Here is a 16,408-nt window from a genome sequence, read left to right as displayed (position 1 = left end):
TGCAAGCACGATCACTCTCCGTACCAGTAATACAATCGGAGACGCTCGGCCGGCGAATAACGGGAGTCCATGGTGCTCTCCGGCTGAAAAGCCTTTACCGCTTGTCCCGAAGGCGCACGGTAAGGATCCACTGGTGTTAGCCAATCGCCTACCCATCCCAGCACGAAGTAAAAAAACATGGTCAACACGGCAAACATCGAAATAAAACGGATCAGTGAGCCTATTTTTCGAATAGATATAATCACTGGCAGCGCCTCTCTTTCACATGGCATCGATCGCTCAATTGAAAGCGGGTATTGCAGGTATCATTTCACGTAAAGCCTATGATACAAGCTGCAGGATTATGACCGCATCCCTCTTATCTCCGATCAGCCATTGGGTCCGGCGGTTATTCTGAAGAATAAAAAAAACGTCTAATCGACGTACTTGGATGATGTAAAAGTATAATTTGTGCTGAAAAGTGAACGATACGATAAGCGTGCATGAACCGCCTAATATAGTTAATTATCTAAAAAGCCCTCCCGGCTTACCGCCGTAGAGGGCTGCCGTGATGATCATCACTGCGGTTTGTTGAAAGATATAAAATTAGGATTTGTCCTGGTCATTCTTGCCCTTCTCTTTGCAACGGTAGCATATGCCATGGAAATCAAGCCGATGGTCATGAACGGTAAAGTTGAATTCTCGCTCTAACCGCTCTTCCAACGGACCGAGCCAATCCTCGCGTATTTCATCCATGCTTCCACATTGAGTACATATCAAATGATGATGGTGATGCTTCGAAGTATCCGTCCGCAAGTCGTAACGGGCGACACCATCGCCAAAATTTATCTTCTCTACAACATGAAGCTCACTGAGCAGCTCTAGGGTACGGTACACGGTTGCCAGACCGATCTCCGGAGCCTTCTCTTTCACGAGCATAAATACATCCTCTGCGCTAAGGTGGTCGTCTTCATTTTCCAACAATACGCTTACCGTGGCTTCCCGTTGGGGCGTTAATTTGTATCCTTGGGATTGTAGCTGCTGCTTAATTTTGTCGATCCGCGCTTCCATCGTTTCCCTCCCCCTTGGAAATCACTGCACGTTATTGTTCACTTCCTTCATTATAGGGGGATTTGACAAACAAAGTCAAACGGTTTTGCTTTATGGAAAAATTCGCGGATTATAGCAACATGGGCGTAACCCAGCGCATCATGGCGGGGGTTACCCAGGTTTCAAAGGAAGCGACCCCGAGCGTCAGCATGACCATGAAAAATGTCAGCATGGCATACGAAGCAAAGGGCTTCATCATGCTGCCTCCGCGATTCATGATAAATCGGTCCCTGATGATGTAGAGCGAGAAGGTAATTGCGGCTACGCTGCACATCATGAGCACCGGTATGATAAGCAAATTTTGCGGCGCAATCGAGACCAAGGCGAACAGCAGACCTTTCCATGAATACTGCCCCACCAGATAACCGACCGTAAACCCAATGAGAACCCCTTTTAGAAAATCCAATATCAATATTCCCGGAAGCCCGATGACGGACAATCCCAGAATCCATATCAATCCGATCCATTTCAGATGCAGGGCTGCGATGCTCCAGTAAGAAGACTGACTCATGGATTCTCCACCGTCCTGCACGTTAACAAAAAAGTGGTTTAAATAGCGGGCCATTTCCTGCTGTTGCTCCAATGAAAGTGCATTGACCATCAACGCTCCGAACAGCACGCCCACTAAAAACAAGACGCCTACAAACACATAGAGCATCGTCTGATCCTTAAAGGCTTGGCGGAATGATTGCATAGAATAGAGTCTCCTTTCTGTGTCTCTACTCTACTCTATGACAATCGTCAGCCTTGTATGACCTGCTTGGTTGAAAGAGTTGACCCGATTTACCGGAGCACCTTCCCGTAAGAGCCTCCGCCGCCAGCCGATAAGGGCAGCGTCCCATTCCGGGCCATCACGATGCTTGCCGCGAGTCCCTCGCCGGCAACGGCCGCCAGCTCCGCTTCCGTAGCCTGATGAAGGATATTCATTTCGGTGCCGAAGGCGTCAAGCAGCTTCGACATGGAGGACTTCCCTAGACCCGGGATGAACTCTAGCGGAACCTGGTAGTGATACGCCGGCCGACTCTCCGGCACCACAGGCTCCGTGCGGTCAGCGATGTTCAGAATTCGGTCAAACACGCCTTGGACCAGCTTGGTACTGCCGCAGTACGGGCAGCGGACCAAATCATGAACGTCGCTCCCTTCATCCAGAATGCTGTCGCATCCCACGCAATAGGTACGATGGTATTTTCCCAGTCTGGGATTCAGCCCATAGTTCGCACTGATTCTTCTCCGGTTGCTAGCCTGAAGCGCCTGGCGAAATTCTGCGAATGAAGGCTTGGCCATGTCGATCCGGTTGTATTCCCTGCCGATTTTCCCGAGGGAATGCGCATCCGAATTGGTCAAAAAGGAATAGGCATCCAGCTCGCTAATCCGTCCTGCCATCGAGGAATCGGCGCTGAGCCCAAGTTCGATGCCCGCGATCCCGTTCAGATCGAACACCTCGCTCATACGGTCAGCCATGCTGCCGTAAAGCCCCTTATGAGGCGTAAAGACATGAGCGGGTATCAGCAGCCCGCCGCGTGCCGTAATCTCTTGCTGCAGCTCCAGCGGACTGACATAGATGCGCTGGGAACTCAGCTGGACGTTTTTCATATATCCGGCCATCCAGCCGGTGAACTCCTGCATCGTGCCCAGGTCGGGAAAATAAGCCAGCACATGGGCCGCGCCTCGGCCGCTTTCACGTATTTCAATCTCGCTGCCAAGCAGGATTACCGTATCCCGATACGCAATTCCGCCCCCGTCGATCTCCTGCATGACGCCGCTGTCCAAACACTGCAGAATGTCTTCCTGCACCGAAGGAGAATGGCAATCGATGATGCCGATCATCTGAATGCCTTTCCGCTCCGAAGCTTCGACGGCTATATTTTCAAAGGTCAGGTTGTTGCTTGCGCTTATTTTCACAGCTTGTCCGCTGCTTGTGCGACCGATATGAATATGCATGTCGCAGTAATAGGACTGAAGCTTCCCGGCCGAGACGTTCTCATCAGGATGCTGCATATCAGATCTTACCCGTCAAGCTGTACATATTCCAAGCATAGACGGCGAGAATGGTTTTGGCATCGCTGATTCTCTCCTCTTGGATGAGGGAGTACGCCTCTTCCAGCGAGATTTCCATCATCTCTATGAACTCGTCCTCATCGGGGTTCATGTCGCCTCCGACCAGATCCTCTGCCAGGTACAAGTGAATGATCTCATCGGCAAACCCCGGAGATGTATAGAAGGAATGCAGTTTTCGGATCGAGCCGCACGTATAACCGGTTTCCTCCTGCAGTTCACGTTTGGCCGCTTCAAGCGGATCTTCCCCCCGCTCCAGCTTGCCGGCAGGGATTTCAACCTCACAGCGCCCAAGAGGCTGACGAAATTGATTGACGGCCAGCATTTTATCGTCTTTTAACGCAAGCACCGCTACGGCGCCGGGATGCCTGACAACCTCACGGGTTGCCGTCTGCCCATCGGGCAGTGTCACCGTATCGACCTGCAGCGATATGATTTTCCCTTCAAAAATAGATTGGGTGGACAAGGTGGTTTCTTCCAGCAATTTATCCGATGCTTCACGGGTCTTACTGCCGATATCGCTCACAAAATGACCTCCTTTGTTTAAAAACGGCATGGCGGACCATGCTAGTGCATAAGATGTATTATATCAAAATTTCCAAGAAAGAAGGAAGCCGCCCATGAAAAGCTACAAAGGTGACCATTCGATACATTTGGTAGGACAGGCCTGGCAGATTCGGATTATGCTGAAGCAATGGCAGCAGCAATGGGGCTCCGAAACGATGATTGTGGATATTATTTCTAAATCTTCTAAAAATATTTATGAAAATAGATCGGGAAATTAGTTCTGTAGACCTGTTTTTCGACTTTTTTCTATTTTTTTCGAATACGGACCATGACCTTTTCACCTATAAGGGTGTTTATATCATTGGGAGGCTTCGACATGCGACAACTACCTATTATTGAAACCGATCCGATTACAAATCCACCTTCAACTGAATATGAGCGCGGAAAATGGTACAAAAAACGGGGGTATCTTGAGAAGGCTTTGAAGAGCTTCAAGGATGCTGCACAATCCGCAACAACCGATACAACGAGCTCGGGATGGAAGGAAGTCGATTTAAGCTGGCTTGAGTACGGGCTATTAAGCATGCGAATGCGTTCCTACGGCAAAGCCGAGGAGGCCTTCAGAACCGTCGTGCTTCATTCCGGTGCCCACGCCCAAGAGGCGCTGAATCAATGGGCCGCACTCCTGCTTCTGCAAGGAACCCCGGACCAAGCCATATGCGAACGGCTCTTGGACGAAACAAGCGGCTTTCCGGCATCCCATATCATGGTTGGCAGGTCTTTATATTACATCGGGGCTTATCCGTTTGCCTCCCGCTGCTTTGCTGAGCAGGGAAGTTTATATTCCGATACCTGTATCATGTACGTGACTTGCCTCATCATGGCGGGTCAAACCGCAGAAGCCATGCAGTTCATTGACAGCTACCTTCGGGATTCCACCCGTCAGCCGCGGGAACTGCCGCGTCCGCAAGGATCCGAAATGGCTCAGCTGACCCGAATCCGGCAGCTCTGCGAGTGGAGCCTTCAGCATTCGCTGCCTGACCGATTCATCGTCATGTCGGAGGCTTTACAATTAGCTCGCACTGCCATATCGCTCAACATGATCTCCATCGCGGAACATCTGCTTGCCGATAGCGGCGAACGTGCTTATTATGCTCTTATCTGTTTTCTTTATGATGAAGGCTACAGGGGACAAGCAATTTCCAGGTTGCATCAATTGGAAGCGTTACCTCTCCAGGACCAAGACAGCTACAGCAAGAAGGTATGTTTCATAGCGGCTGAACATTTGTATGACCTGGGTAAATATGACGAGGCCGCATCCATGCTCGAGCAGCTAAGGCTCGCTTCTCCCGGGCATACGGAGGCTCGCTTCGGCGAAGCCGCTTGTTATTTGCAGTCCGCGTTGATTTCCCTTTCCGCCCGTCTTGAGGAGAGTTATTCCTCTGCAGCGGCAAGGAAGGAAATCGAGCTATACCTCGACAACATTAATGCCGCATTGCATGTTGTCGAGAGTACGAACTGGCACACCACCTGGACGCCTGCCCAAAAAAGGGTAGAGACCTCCCCGACGATGTCTTTCCTGAATTAGTTGCATTTAAAAAGCCCGCTGCGGACATCCAGCATCCGCAGCGGGCTTTATTTCATCATCATCGACTACGCTTTGGCCGTTTCCTGGATAATTCCAACCACAATCTGCGCCGCCTTCACTAAATCAGAAGCTTGAATGCGCTCCTGCGTAGTATGAATGTCTTGATATCCAATTGCCAGATTGACGGTTGGAATGCCGAGGCCGTTAAAAATATTGGCGTCACTGCCGCCGCCGGACCGGAACGTGCGGGTCGGCAAACCCAATCCGCCGATGGCCCGCTGCGCAAGCTGAACGACCTCGTCATGCTCATTGAAGCTGAAGGCCGGATAAACGATCTCGCTAATGAACTCGCAATTGGCATTGTATTCACGAACCGTGGTTTCGAGCGCTTCACGCATATCGTTCACTTGCTTATCGACCTTTTCCTGAACGATGCTGCGTGCTTCGGCATCGATCTGAACAAAGTCGCACACGATATTCGTAGCGCTTCCGCCCTGGAATTTGCCGATGTTAGCCGTGGTCTCCTTATCGATGCGTCCGAGCTTCATTTTGGCAATGGCTTTGGACGCGACTTGAATGGCACTGATGCCGTCCTCCGGATTTACGCCGGCATGGGCAGACTTGCCTTTGATAATCATTTTGATTTTCGCCTGGGTCGGGGCGGCAACTGCGATCGAACCCAGCTCCCCGTTGGAATCCAGCGCAAAGCCGATATCCGCATCCAAAACATCGGGATTTAGCGCCCGCGCTCCGACCAGCCCCGATTCCTCTCCTACCGTAATGACAAACTGGACTTGCCCGTGCGGAATGTTATTTTCCTGAATGACCCGAATGCCTTCAAGCAAAGCAGCGATGCCGGCTTTGTCGTCCGCCCCGAGGATGGTCGTTCCGTCGCTTCGGATCCAACCGTCATCGCCCAGAGTCGGTTTGATGCCTTTCCCGGGTGTTACGGTATCCATATGGCAGGTAAAAAGCAGCTTAGGCGCATGCTGGGCCGCCTCGTCCGCTTTCCAGGTAATAATCAGATTGCCTGCTCCGTGCCCCGTCTTTTCCTTGGCATCGTCTTCTATGATTTCGAAGCCGAGACCGGAAAATTTCTGTTGGAGAACTTTCGAGATCTCTTCTTCATGTTTGGTTTCGCTATCCACTTGAACCAGTTCCATAAACTCTTGAATGATACGCTCTTCTGAGATCACTGGACTTCCCTCTCTTTCGCAGATACGATACAATGTCTGTATATCCATATCTCAACTAAATGATGCTGCTCCATGTATGTTCATCATTAAACTTATTCTAAAGGAGTTACACAATGCAACGTAAAAAGTGGTTTCGAATTGTAATCTATCTCATGCTGATTGCCATGGTCGGTTCAACGCTTCTGGTTATCCTGGAGCCTTTGTTCCTTCGCTAACGCCCGTAACGCTACCCTAGGCAGCGAAGTTATGACAGCCAGTGAGCCTCATATGGAAATACCCGGGTGAAGAAAGGCACGATCTCCCGGGCTACTTCCTCTACCTCGAACATCTGCCCCGTGCAATCCTCCAGTGAAGTTACGCCGTATTCCTGTATGCCGCAAGGAATAATGCCCGAGAATCCCGCGTCCGCGATTCCGGATTTGATGTTAAACGCAAACCCATGGCTCGTCACAAACCCGCGATGTCGGCGGCATTTGTTGAATTTCACGCCGATGGCGCAAATCTTCGAATCCCCAACCCATACACCGGTGTACTCGGGTTTTCGGCCTGCTTCGATGTCGTATGATGCCAAGTAATCGATGATGACCTGCTCCACGTCGCGCAGAAACCCGTGGAGGTTCAAATTCTTGCCGCCATCCAGCAGCAACAGCGGATACCCGACAAGCTGTCCGGGACCATGATATGTAATATCTCCGCCGCGATCGATTTCAAACAGGCCGATACCCTGTTTCTCCAATTCCTCTTTGCTTAGCAGCAGGTGCTCCGGATGCCGCTGCGACCCCATCGTATAGGTCGGAGGATGTTGGAGGAGCATCAGACTCTCGTGACGCTCTCCCTGATCGATGGCGGAAACATGGTTTTTTTGAAGCTCCCAAGCCATGCCGTAATCGACAATCGGCGTATACGATACATCTAACGGTTTGTTCATGTGCTAACGCCTTCTTTCATAGGGTTCAAAGCCAACCGATGGATCCCCCTTCGATTGACTTGAAATGAATAACGTCTGCGAACCTCTTCGAAAAGAATCAGTCCGCAGATCATGCTAGCAGACGTTGATTAATAGAGCTTCGTATCAAGGGTGTAGCCTTCCAGATTGTCTTTGACGCGTTGGAGGAATCTCCCGCAGATCACCCCGTCCAAAATCCGATGATCCAGGGACAAACACAGGTTTGCCATGGAACGAACCGCGATCATGTCATTGATAACCACCGGCTTTTTCACGATGGATTCAAATGTCAGAATCGCAGCCTGCGGATAATTGATGATCGGATAGGACAGAATCGAGCCGAAGGACCCCGTATTGTTAACCGTAAAGGTACCGCCCTGCATGTCGTCCAGCTTCAGCTTGCCTTCACGTGTCTTGCGCGCTAGATCCTCGATCTCTCTCGCAAGGCCCGCGATATTCTTCTGATCGGCACGGTGGATGACCGGCGTCAGCACGGAATCCTCCGTACCGACGGCCAAGGACAGATTGATATCGCGCTTCACCACGATTTTATCCACGGCCCAGAACGAATTCATGATCGGATAATCTTTAATGGCGTTCACTACGGCTTTCAGCAAAAAGGCCAGGTAGGTTAAATTAACCCCTTCCTTGCGCTTGAACTCGTCCTTCAATTGATTGCGCAGCAGCACGATGTTGGTCACGTCGACTTCGATCATCGTCCAGGCATGCGGTATTTCCGTAACGCTTTGACGCATGTTTCGGGCAATGGCATTCCGCATCGGCGTTACATCAATGAAGTATTCGGATCTTCCGCCTTCCATGCCCTCCACTTCAATGGTCGGAATTTTCGGCGATTCCGTCAAATGCAGCCCCGAATGGCGCACATCCGGAATGGCTGTGCCCAGAGGAGGCGACGGTTCCGCAGGCGTCTGATGCTGGAGCCCTTGAAACGGCGAAGTCCCGCTCGGCTGCACTGCTTCGCTTTGCGCTTGCGCGCTAGGGAAAGACGGCGCTCCGGCAGGAGCGCCTTGGCCTTGGCCTTGGGCTGCTCCCCCTTTTTCGATATAAGCCAATACGTCCTTACGGGTTATTCTTCCGCCCATGCCAGATCCCTGGACCTTCGAAAGATCGATCCCATGTTCCGCGGCCAGCGTCTGTACGGCAGGCGAGTAACGGAAACGCATCGAGCCTTCCTCGCTGCCTGCTCCCTGCTGCGGACTCGCTGAAGCTGCTGCTGCCGGCTGGGGCGAAGGTGCTATCCCTTCTCCGGAAGCGACCGCGATCCGGCAAATAATATCGCCAACATTGACGGTTTGGCCTTCTTGGGCAAGAATATCGCCCATGACGCCGTCCAGGGTGGATGGAATCTCGGCATTGACTTTATCTGTGATCACTTCACAGATCGGTTCGTATTGCTCAATGGAATCCCCGGGCTTCTTCAGCCACTTGGCAATGGTCGCCGAAACAAGGGATTCTGCCAGCTGAGGCATCGTAACATCGGTCAATTTCTGATTTTCGGACATGCTCACAACTCCCTGTTCTTAATAAAGCGCCAATTGACGCATGGATTCTTTGACTTTGTCCTTGTTAAGCATAAAGAATTTCTCCATCGGCGGACTGATAGGCATAGCCGGCACGTCCGGACCGCATAGGCGCATGATCGGAGCATCCAAATCGTACAAGCAGTGCTCCGCTATGATCGCGGATACTTCCCCGCCAACGCCGCCGGTCTTGTTATCCTCGTGAACGATCAGCACTTTCCCCGTTGCCCGGGCTGCGGCGATGATCGCGTCCCGGTCCAGCGGCTGTATGGTACGCAGGTCCAGCACATGCGCGCTGATGCCTTCTTCCTTCTCAAGCTCTTCGGCAGCCTGCATGGCGAAATGCAGCGGCAGGCTGTAGCTGATCACCGTAATATCCGAGCCTTCGCGCAGCAGGTTCGCTTTGCCGATCGGGACAACGTAATCGTCGTCCGGCACATCGCCGGTAATCAGCTTATAGCATTTCTTGTTCTCGAAGAACAGAACCGGATCCGGGTCGCGGATCGCCGCTTTCAGCAGCCCTTTTGCATCATAGGCCGAGTAAGGCGCAACGATTTTCAATCCTGGCGTTCCGAAGAACACCGATTCCGGGCACTGGGAATGATACAAACCTCCGAATATGCCGCCGCCGATCGGCGCGCGGATCACGACGGGGCAGCTCCAATCGTTATTGGAACGATAGCGGATTTTCGCCGCTTCGCTAATAATCTGGTTGGTTGCCGGGAACATGAAGTCCGAATATTGCATCTCGGCAATCGGCTTCATGCCGTACATGGCTGCACCAATAGCCACGCCGGCAATCGCGGATTCCGCGAGCGGGGTATCGAGCACCCTCATTTCGCCGAATTGATCCATCAAGCCCTTGGTGGTAGTAAACACGCCGCCTTTGACGCCCACGTCCTCGCCTAACACGAATACGGACTCGTCACGCTCCATCTCTTCCTTCATGGCCAGGCGTATTGCATCGATATATTCCATTACCGCCATCTCTTACGCGCCTCCTTCAGCATCGGCATATACGTGAAGAAGCGTATCTTCAGGCTTCGGAAACGGAGCCAAGTCTGCAGATTCCGTCGCTTCTTTGATCTCCAGGTTTAACTGCGCGATCAGATCCTGATCGCGTGCTTCGTCCCAGAGCCCGCAGTCGATCAAATAGTTCTTAAAACGGGCAACGCCGTCTTTCTTCCAGTTCTCTTCAACCTCTTCTTTGGTCCGGTACGCCAAATCGTTATCCGATGTGGAATGCGGAGACAAACGGTACATCATGGATTCGATCAACGTTGGTCCTTCCCCTCGGATCGCGCGTTCCCGCGCTTCCTTCACGGCCGCGTAAACTTCCAGAGCGTCGTTGCCGTCCACTCGAACACCCGGAAAACCGTACCCGAGCGCGCGGTCGCTGACCTTTCCGCTAATCTGTTTATGAAGCGGAACCGAAATGGCGTATTGGTTATTCTCGCACATGATAATGACGGGGAGCTTGTGAACGCCGGCAAAATTGCAGCCTTCATGGAAATCGCCCTGATTGCTCGAGCCTTCGCCAAACGTAACAAACGATACAAACTCCTTCTTCTGCATCTTCGCGGCAAGCGCGATGCCTACGGCATGCGGAACCTGGGTCGTTACAGGGCTGGAGCCGGTCACGATCCGCAGGCGTTTACTGCCGAAGTGGCCTGGCATCTGCCGTCCGCCGCTGTTCGGATCCTCGGCCTTGGCAAAAGCCGACAGCATTAATTCCCGAGGCGTCATGCCAACCGCCAATACGAATCCGTAGTCGCGGTAGTAAGGTAAAAAATAATCTTTCTCCCGGTCGAGGGCAAAGGCAGCAGCAACCTGACATGCCTCCTGCCCGATTCCGGAAACGTGAAAATTAATTTTGCCCGCACGCTGCAGCAGCAGATTGCGCTCATCGAATTTTCGCGCCAGCACCATATATTTGTACATGTCCAGCACTTGTCCGTCGGTCAGTCCAAGCTGCTCATGCCTATTGTTGTTTGCCGTAACCGTTTCATGTTCTTTCATGGAGATCCCTCCTTTATGTGAGCCATGACTTCAGGCTTGATCCGCCTCGCAACCTGAGTTTGAGGCATATTAGATCAAGTATTAAAACCTGGTACTAAGACTTGGCTTAATGATATTATAATCCCTTTCTCGGCAAAAAGAAATGAGGGATTCCACAAAAGAATATCCTCATTCCTACAAACCGATCGCTCGTCCATCCACGGCAAGCATCGCTTCGCCGATGATTTCGGATAATGACGGATGGGCGTGGACCGCCGTGCCGACTTCCCATGGGGTCGCATCCAGCACTTGTGCAAGAGCCGCTTCGCCAATGAGCTCGGTTACGTGCGGACCCATCATATGCACTCCCAGAATATCCTGCGTCTTCTGATCGGCAATGACTTTTACGAACCCTTCCTTTGTTCCGTGGATCAAAGATTTGCCGATCGCCGAAAACGGGAATCTGCCGATCTTGATCTCATGTCCGCGTTCTTTCGCCTGCTTCTCCGTCAGCCCGACGCTGGCTACCTCATGACGAGTGTAAATACAGCGCGGGATCCATTCGCTGCGGAAGGACTCCGTCTTCTCGCCTGCCAGATGGTTCACGGCAGCAATCCCTTCATGGCTGGCCGCATGCGCAAGCTGAAGACCCCCGATGCAATCGCCGATCGCGTAAATATGGGGCTCCGTTGTCTGCATATTCCCGTTCACGGCAATGATGCCGTTCTCCACGCGAACATCGGTATTCTCAAGTCCGATATTCTCGGTATTGCCCACTCTTCCGACAGAGAGCAGCAGCTTGTCCGCTGACAACGTTCTTGTGTCATCCTTATGCTCGATCGCGATGGACACGCTTTGATTCCGGATCTCACAGCTGTCGGTTAATAGCTTTATGTTCGTGATAACCTCTACGCCCCTGGCGCTGAGCATCTTCGACAGCTCGCGTCCGATCTCCTCATCCTCCGTAGGCAGCAAATGGGATGAAGCTTCCACAATCGTGACCTGAACTCCGAAATCATTCAGCATCGAGGCCCATTCCACGCCGATTACGCCGCCCCCCACGATAATGATGGATGAGGGAAGTTCATCCAGCTGAAGCGCATGGTCGCTAGTCAATATATGTATGCCGTCAGGCTCTAATCCCGGTAAGTGACGCGGACGCGATCCGGTCGCAATGATCAGATGGGTGGGAACCACGGTTTCCATCTCGCCATCCGGAAGCTCAACCGCTACGGCCCCGCTGCGCGGAGAGAAAATGGACGGGCCGATAACTCTCCCCTTGCCCTGCACGACGGTGATTTTATTTTTACGCATCAAATATTGGACGCCCTGGTGCAGCTTCTCCACAATGCCGTCCTTCCGTTTCTGCACTTTGTTAAACGATAGCCGGACTCCGTCCGTCTCGATTCCATAGCTCTCGCTATCCTTCATTTCCGCATAAAGCTCGGCGCTTCGAAGCAATGCTTTGCTCGGAATGCACCCGCGGTGCAAGCAGGTCCCTCCCAATTTGTCCTGCTCGATGATAACCACATTTTTACCGAGCTGGGCTGCACGGATGGCTGCAACATATCCACCGGTACCTCCGCCAAGAATTGCTACATCACATGTTATAGCCACAAACGGCACCTCCATCATAAGTCCAGTTATACACTTTCATTGTACTCTCTTTTTTTCGGATTACAAAATCGTCATCCATAATCGAAATAGACATCCCCTTATGAAAAAGGTATGATAAACGGTAGTTTAATACATCAGTCGCAGGAAGGAATCTTCTATGAAAATGTTAATTTCCCGCTTTATTGCCATCTTGATTTTGGTTATTCCGGGTTTTATGGCAATGAAGGGTTTCTTGATGATGAAAGATGCGGTTTTTCTATATATTGCCGTGCATGGGGACGACAACGTGGCGAACCCCGCTTTCGGTTGGCTTTCTTTTCTTGGCGGACTGGCCCTGTTCGTCATCGGCATCGGTTTCCTGGGCGGCTGGATTCTGTTCCGCGACCGCAAACGGAATTACGTCGGTCCGAGATTCAAAAAGAAGCGCCCGGCACCGAAATCAGGAACCCCGTCCAAAAGCTGATTCACCCATACAAAACAAACACCGGGGAGCGCTCCCCGGTGTTTGTTTGTTTTGGCCCAAGTTGTTATTCCATGAGGGCATCCTTCAATTTACTCGACATTCTATTTTCTTTGGAGGCCGCTTTTAGGGCGGTTCGCCGCAGATTGACATTCTGTCTCGTTAAAGCTTCGATTTCTTCATACATCGCATGGATTAACGTCAGGGCATCCGGAGGTAAACCTCCCTTGGATTCCGCCTCCTGTATACGCTCTTTCCATGCTTCCATCTTGTCGCTCATGCTGATCTTCCTTTCAGGGCAATTCCCTATTCTCCGTCTTCAACCCCATGCTTCCTACGCCCGTATCATTAACGAACCTTCAAATCGGCGGACAATTCGGCAATCAATTTCGGCATCCAATCGTGCAGATCCCAAAATTTAAAGCCGGCGGCTGCGGCTTTGGCATGATCCATCGTCCAATCACCCGGAATGCCGAACGGAGACATGTGATCCGGTGCCGCCGATGACTTGAGCGGAGCCGTCCTCCCGATTTCCTGCTGGATCAAGCCCATCATTTCCCGTACCGAAATCGTGCCGCTCGAACATGCATTAACCGGGCCTTCCAATTGGACTCGGCCTGCCCACTCCAGAAATTCTGCCGCTTCCTCGGCATGCACAAACGAGATTTGCGCGTCGGGATCCGGCAAACCAATGGCTTCCCCGCTCGCAGCATGTTCAATATGGAAAAGCAGCCTTCGCGTGTAATCATCCGGTCCAAGGACAATCGGCAGCCGGACGGCGGTTACATTGAGGTTATGGCGACCGAACAATACCGCCTCCGCCTGGCGCTTGCCTTCCTTGTAGCTGTAGTCCCTGCTTTCATTCATCATGACCGGGTATCTGTAAGGATCAAAGTCTTCTTCCCTCACCGGATGATCCGCAAAATCATATACCGACAACGTGGAGGTCAGCACATATTGTCCTACACGTCCGGCAAATAAATCCGCTGCTTGTCCCGCTTCTTCCGGCGTATAACATATATTATCATATACGATATCAAAATCCTGGCTCCCCACTGCCTGCTTTAAGCTCTCCGTATCTTTCCGATCCGCGGCAAGCCGCGAAACGGCCCCCCCGAATGGATCCTGGTGTTGTCCGCGCGTCAAAATCGTAACGGCATCGCCGTTAGCCACCAGCCGGTTAACCAGCCTTTTGCCAAAAAAGCGGGTTCCGCCCAATACTAATATCTTTGCCATTTATAATTCCTCCCTACCAGGAAATAAGTATATCGTTAATAAAAACGATTCTTACTACACCCTTAACCATTCAAACAGGTTTCCTGTCCTTTTTTCTCCATCCGTACCGCAGACTCCTTCTTTTCTCCTATTTAATATTATGCAGCCGCCTGCCTCGGAATTTAAAAAACCGACCCAGCATTTAAGCTGGGTCGGTTTCAAGGTCATAACTTGGATATCATTGCATGATCCGCTCTCGGCACACCGAAATTCGGCGTACCGTCTTCATTCCACCGGATGATCTGTACGCGCGCATGGCGGTTCGGATCATATAGCGGATCACCCACGATCTCCTTGTAACTACGGGCATGGTAAACCAGGATGTCCAGCAGGCCGTCCTCGGAGACCGTGAAGCTGTTGTGTCCCGGCCCGTATTGGCCATTGGCTTCCGATGTCGTAAATACGGGCAAGGGTGATTTCACCCAGGATCCCGGATCCAGCAAATCGCTGTCCTCATCGGCCGTCAGCAGGCCCATCGCATAGTTATGGTCCGTGGCGCTTGCCGAATAGGTCATGAATATACGACCGTTTCGCTTCAGGACGGCGGCTCCTTCATTCACCAGATAGCCGATCTTCTCCCAATCATATTCGGGAACCGATATGCAAACCTGTTCCCCTGTCAGGGTCCAGGGATTTTCCATCAAGGAGATATATAGATTCGAGTTGCCCGGAATGGCCGGATCTTTCTGGGCCCATACATAATACCGCCTTCCCTTATGCTCAAACGTGGTTGCGTCCAGTGCAAAAGACTCCCACTTCGTGATCACTTGTCCCTTCTCCACCCATTCTCCTTCCAGCGGGTTCGCCGAAGCGTTCTCCAGCACGAACATGCGGTGATCAAACAACCCGTCCCTCGTTTCGGACGTATGCGCCGCTGCGTAATACACATACCATTTGCCCTCTATGTGATGAAGCTCGGGCGCCCATATATTGGCGCTCATCAAACCCGAATCATGCTTGCGCCAAACCGTTAGGCCTTCCGCATCCGCAAGCCCTTGGATCGTTTCCGAGCGTCTAAGCTCGATCCGGTCATATTCCGGCACGGAACCGGTAAAGTAATAAAAACCATCGCTATGTTTATAAATCCAGGGATCTGCCCTCTGCTCGATCAGGGGATTTTTTATATATAATTCAGTCATGGTGACGACTCCTATACCTTGTAGTTTGACTTCGTTAGCTTTCGGTTTACTTGCTCTTCATTTCCGTTCTTCAAAAAACTATCCTTTGATACCCGCGTTTAAGTTGATCGACTGCACAAAATATTTCTGGGCAAACAGGAACAACAGCAGCGTCGGAATGATGGCCAGGATCGCGGAACCCATCAATTGTCCGATCATGCGATAATTGCCGTAGATGTCCTGCAGCAGCAGCAATCCTGCCGTAACCGGCATCTTCTCCACGTCGGTATACACGATGACCGGCCAGAGGAAATCATTCCAGGAACCCGTGAATGAAAACAGGCCGCATACAATCAACACAGGCTTCATCAGCGGCAAAATGATAGAATAATAGATTCTAAAGTCACCCGCGCCGTCCACGCGTGCCGATTCGTCCAGATCCTTGGGAACGCCCATCATGAATTGTCTGACCAAGAAAATGTTCCCCATGCCTGCCAAACCTGGAATAATCATCGCCCATGAGGTGTTTACCCACCCCAGCGCATCTATGATTTTGTAGGACGGAATCAGGTTCACGACTCCGGGAAAGAAGGAAATCCCCAGCAAAGTAAAGAACAAGGTGTCCCTTCCTTTAAAGTTCATGCGGGAGTACCCGTAGCCGGTGATGGAAATGACCACGATCACCAGCAGCGTATGCATCGTTGCGATAAAGACGGAGTTCATCAACCAGCGCAGGATCGGGGCCGTCGACGTATTTTGCAGGATCGTGACATAATTATCGAATATCCAGTTGTCGGGCAGCAGACTGAAACCGCTGGATACGACCTCCGCCTGGGACCGGAACGATGTGGTAATGCCAAAGATGACCGGAATCGCCCATATTACGCACAACAGGATGAGAAATGTATAAGCCATATATTTGGACACGCTAATGTTGGTTGAAGCCTTCTTCGGACCGGAGCGGGTAAGCTTAGTATCCGCGTTCGCTTCATGTACTACCGGGTTCGACATTGCACAG

General features: G+C 51.6%; 19 protein-coding genes. 4 read left to right on the top strand and 15 right to left on the bottom strand.

Features of this window, described 5'->3' with window-relative positions:
• Window positions 1–11: 11 nt before the first annotated feature.
• The 5 genes from MHI43_RS10810 to MHI43_RS10790 form a co-directional block, all read right to left on the bottom strand.
• Complete coding sequence (locus MHI43_RS10810) at window positions 12–245, bottom strand: YqzK family protein (protein ID WP_009595237.1); 234 nt, start codon at window positions 243–245, stop codon at window positions 12–14.
• Between the two features lie 340 nt (window positions 246–585).
• Window positions 586–1,050 (bottom strand): Fur family transcriptional regulator, encoded by a 465-nt coding sequence (locus MHI43_RS10805; protein ID WP_006209405.1) that lies wholly within the window; start codon window positions 1,048–1,050, stop codon window positions 586–588.
• A 109-nt stretch (window positions 1,051–1,159) separates the two neighbouring features.
• On the bottom strand, window positions 1,160–1,783 hold the full coding sequence (gene spoIIM / locus MHI43_RS10800) for a stage II sporulation protein M (protein WP_009595126.1): 624 nt from the start codon (window positions 1,781–1,783) through the stop codon (window positions 1,160–1,162).
• Window positions 1,784–1,872: 89 nt separating this feature from the next.
• Window positions 1,873–3,087 carry an endonuclease Q family protein gene (locus tag MHI43_RS10795; RefSeq protein ID WP_015734481.1) on the bottom strand — a complete coding sequence of 405 codons (1,215 nt, stop codon included), beginning with the start codon at window positions 3,085–3,087 and terminating at the stop codon, window positions 1,873–1,875.
• Between the two features lies 1 nt (window position 3,088).
• Entirely contained in the window at window positions 3,089–3,670 is a 582-nt protein-coding gene (locus MHI43_RS10790; protein WP_009595101.1) for an NUDIX hydrolase, read from the bottom strand.
• Window positions 3,671–3,764: 94 nt separating this feature from the next.
• On the opposite strand from MHI43_RS10790, the gene mciZ reads away from it, so the two are divergent.
• Together mciZ and MHI43_RS10780 are read left to right on the top strand one after the other, a co-directional pair.
• Window positions 3,765–3,929 (top strand): Z-ring formation inhibitor MciZ, encoded by a 165-nt coding sequence (gene mciZ / locus MHI43_RS10785; protein ID WP_015734480.1) that lies wholly within the window; start codon window positions 3,765–3,767, stop codon window positions 3,927–3,929.
• 98 nt (window positions 3,930–4,027) lie between these two features.
• Window positions 4,028–5,239, top strand: coding sequence for a tetratricopeptide repeat protein (locus MHI43_RS10780; protein ID WP_015734479.1), 1,212 nt, complete (start codon window positions 4,028–4,030; stop codon window positions 5,237–5,239).
• A 65-nt stretch (window positions 5,240–5,304) separates the two neighbouring features.
• Here MHI43_RS10780 and MHI43_RS10775 read toward each other — a convergent pair whose 3' ends face one another.
• Complete coding sequence (locus MHI43_RS10775) at window positions 5,305–6,435, bottom strand: tripeptidase T (RefSeq protein WP_036665723.1); 1,131 nt, start codon at window positions 6,433–6,435, stop codon at window positions 5,305–5,307.
• A gap of 113 nt (window positions 6,436–6,548) precedes the next feature.
• Between MHI43_RS10775 and prli42 the strand changes: the two genes are divergently transcribed.
• Window positions 6,549–6,650, top strand: coding sequence for a stressosome-associated protein Prli42 (gene prli42, locus MHI43_RS10770; RefSeq protein ID WP_015734477.1), 102 nt, complete (start codon window positions 6,549–6,551; stop codon window positions 6,648–6,650).
• A 29-nt stretch (window positions 6,651–6,679) separates the two neighbouring features.
• Here prli42 and lipB read toward each other — a convergent pair whose 3' ends face one another.
• The 5 genes from lipB to lpdA form a co-directional block, all read right to left on the bottom strand.
• Entirely contained in the window at window positions 6,680–7,363 is a 684-nt protein-coding gene (gene lipB, locus MHI43_RS10765) for a lipoyl(octanoyl) transferase LipB (RefSeq protein ID WP_015734476.1), read from the bottom strand.
• A 128-nt stretch (window positions 7,364–7,491) separates the two neighbouring features.
• Window positions 7,492–8,904: a dihydrolipoamide acetyltransferase family protein gene (locus tag MHI43_RS10760; RefSeq protein ID WP_015734475.1), complete on the bottom strand. Its 1,413-nt coding sequence runs from the start codon at window positions 8,902–8,904 to the stop codon at window positions 7,492–7,494.
• Window positions 8,905–8,922: 18 nt separating this feature from the next.
• Entirely contained in the window at window positions 8,923–9,909 is a 987-nt protein-coding gene (locus MHI43_RS10755; RefSeq protein WP_015734474.1) for an alpha-ketoacid dehydrogenase subunit beta, read from the bottom strand.
• 3 nt (window positions 9,910–9,912) lie between these two features.
• A complete protein-coding gene (locus MHI43_RS10750) occupies window positions 9,913–10,941 on the bottom strand; it encodes a thiamine pyrophosphate-dependent dehydrogenase E1 component subunit alpha (protein WP_036665725.1) in 1,029 nt (342 codons plus the stop codon).
• A gap of 174 nt (window positions 10,942–11,115) precedes the next feature.
• A complete protein-coding gene (gene lpdA, locus MHI43_RS10745; RefSeq protein ID WP_015734472.1) occupies window positions 11,116–12,537 on the bottom strand; it encodes a dihydrolipoyl dehydrogenase in 1,422 nt (473 codons plus the stop codon).
• Between the two features lie 157 nt (window positions 12,538–12,694).
• On the opposite strand from lpdA, the gene MHI43_RS10740 reads away from it, so the two are divergent.
• Complete coding sequence (locus MHI43_RS10740; protein WP_015734471.1) at window positions 12,695–13,000, top strand: DUF2627 domain-containing protein; 306 nt, start codon at window positions 12,695–12,697, stop codon at window positions 12,998–13,000.
• Between the two features lie 64 nt (window positions 13,001–13,064).
• Here MHI43_RS10740 and MHI43_RS10735 read toward each other — a convergent pair whose 3' ends face one another.
• The 4 genes from MHI43_RS10735 to MHI43_RS10720 all read right to left on the bottom strand — a co-directional run bounded on the left by MHI43_RS10735 (window position 13,065) and on the right by MHI43_RS10720 (window position 16,401).
• Entirely contained in the window at window positions 13,065–13,277 is a 213-nt protein-coding gene (locus MHI43_RS10735; protein ID WP_015734470.1) for a hypothetical protein, read from the bottom strand.
• Window positions 13,278–13,345: 68 nt separating this feature from the next.
• Window positions 13,346–14,233: an NAD-dependent epimerase/dehydratase family protein gene (locus tag MHI43_RS10730; protein ID WP_036665730.1), complete on the bottom strand. Its 888-nt coding sequence runs from the start codon at window positions 14,231–14,233 to the stop codon at window positions 13,346–13,348.
• 203 nt (window positions 14,234–14,436) lie between these two features.
• Window positions 14,437–15,411: a family 43 glycosylhydrolase gene (locus tag MHI43_RS10725; protein ID WP_015734468.1), complete on the bottom strand. Its 975-nt coding sequence runs from the start codon at window positions 15,409–15,411 to the stop codon at window positions 14,437–14,439.
• Between the two features lie 78 nt (window positions 15,412–15,489).
• Window positions 15,490–16,401, bottom strand: a complete 912-nt coding sequence (locus tag MHI43_RS10720) for a carbohydrate ABC transporter permease (RefSeq protein WP_015734467.1) — start codon at window positions 16,399–16,401, stop codon at window positions 15,490–15,492.
• Window positions 16,402–16,408 lie beyond the last annotated feature (7 nt).

This window comes from Paenibacillus sp. FSL H8-0457 (genome assembly GCF_038051935.1).
Lineage (GTDB): Bacteria > Bacillota > Bacilli > Paenibacillales > Paenibacillaceae > Paenibacillus_AQ > Paenibacillus_AQ lautus_A.
Note: the sequence above shows the minus strand (reverse complement) of the source record. Positions and strands in the feature narration are given on the sequence as shown.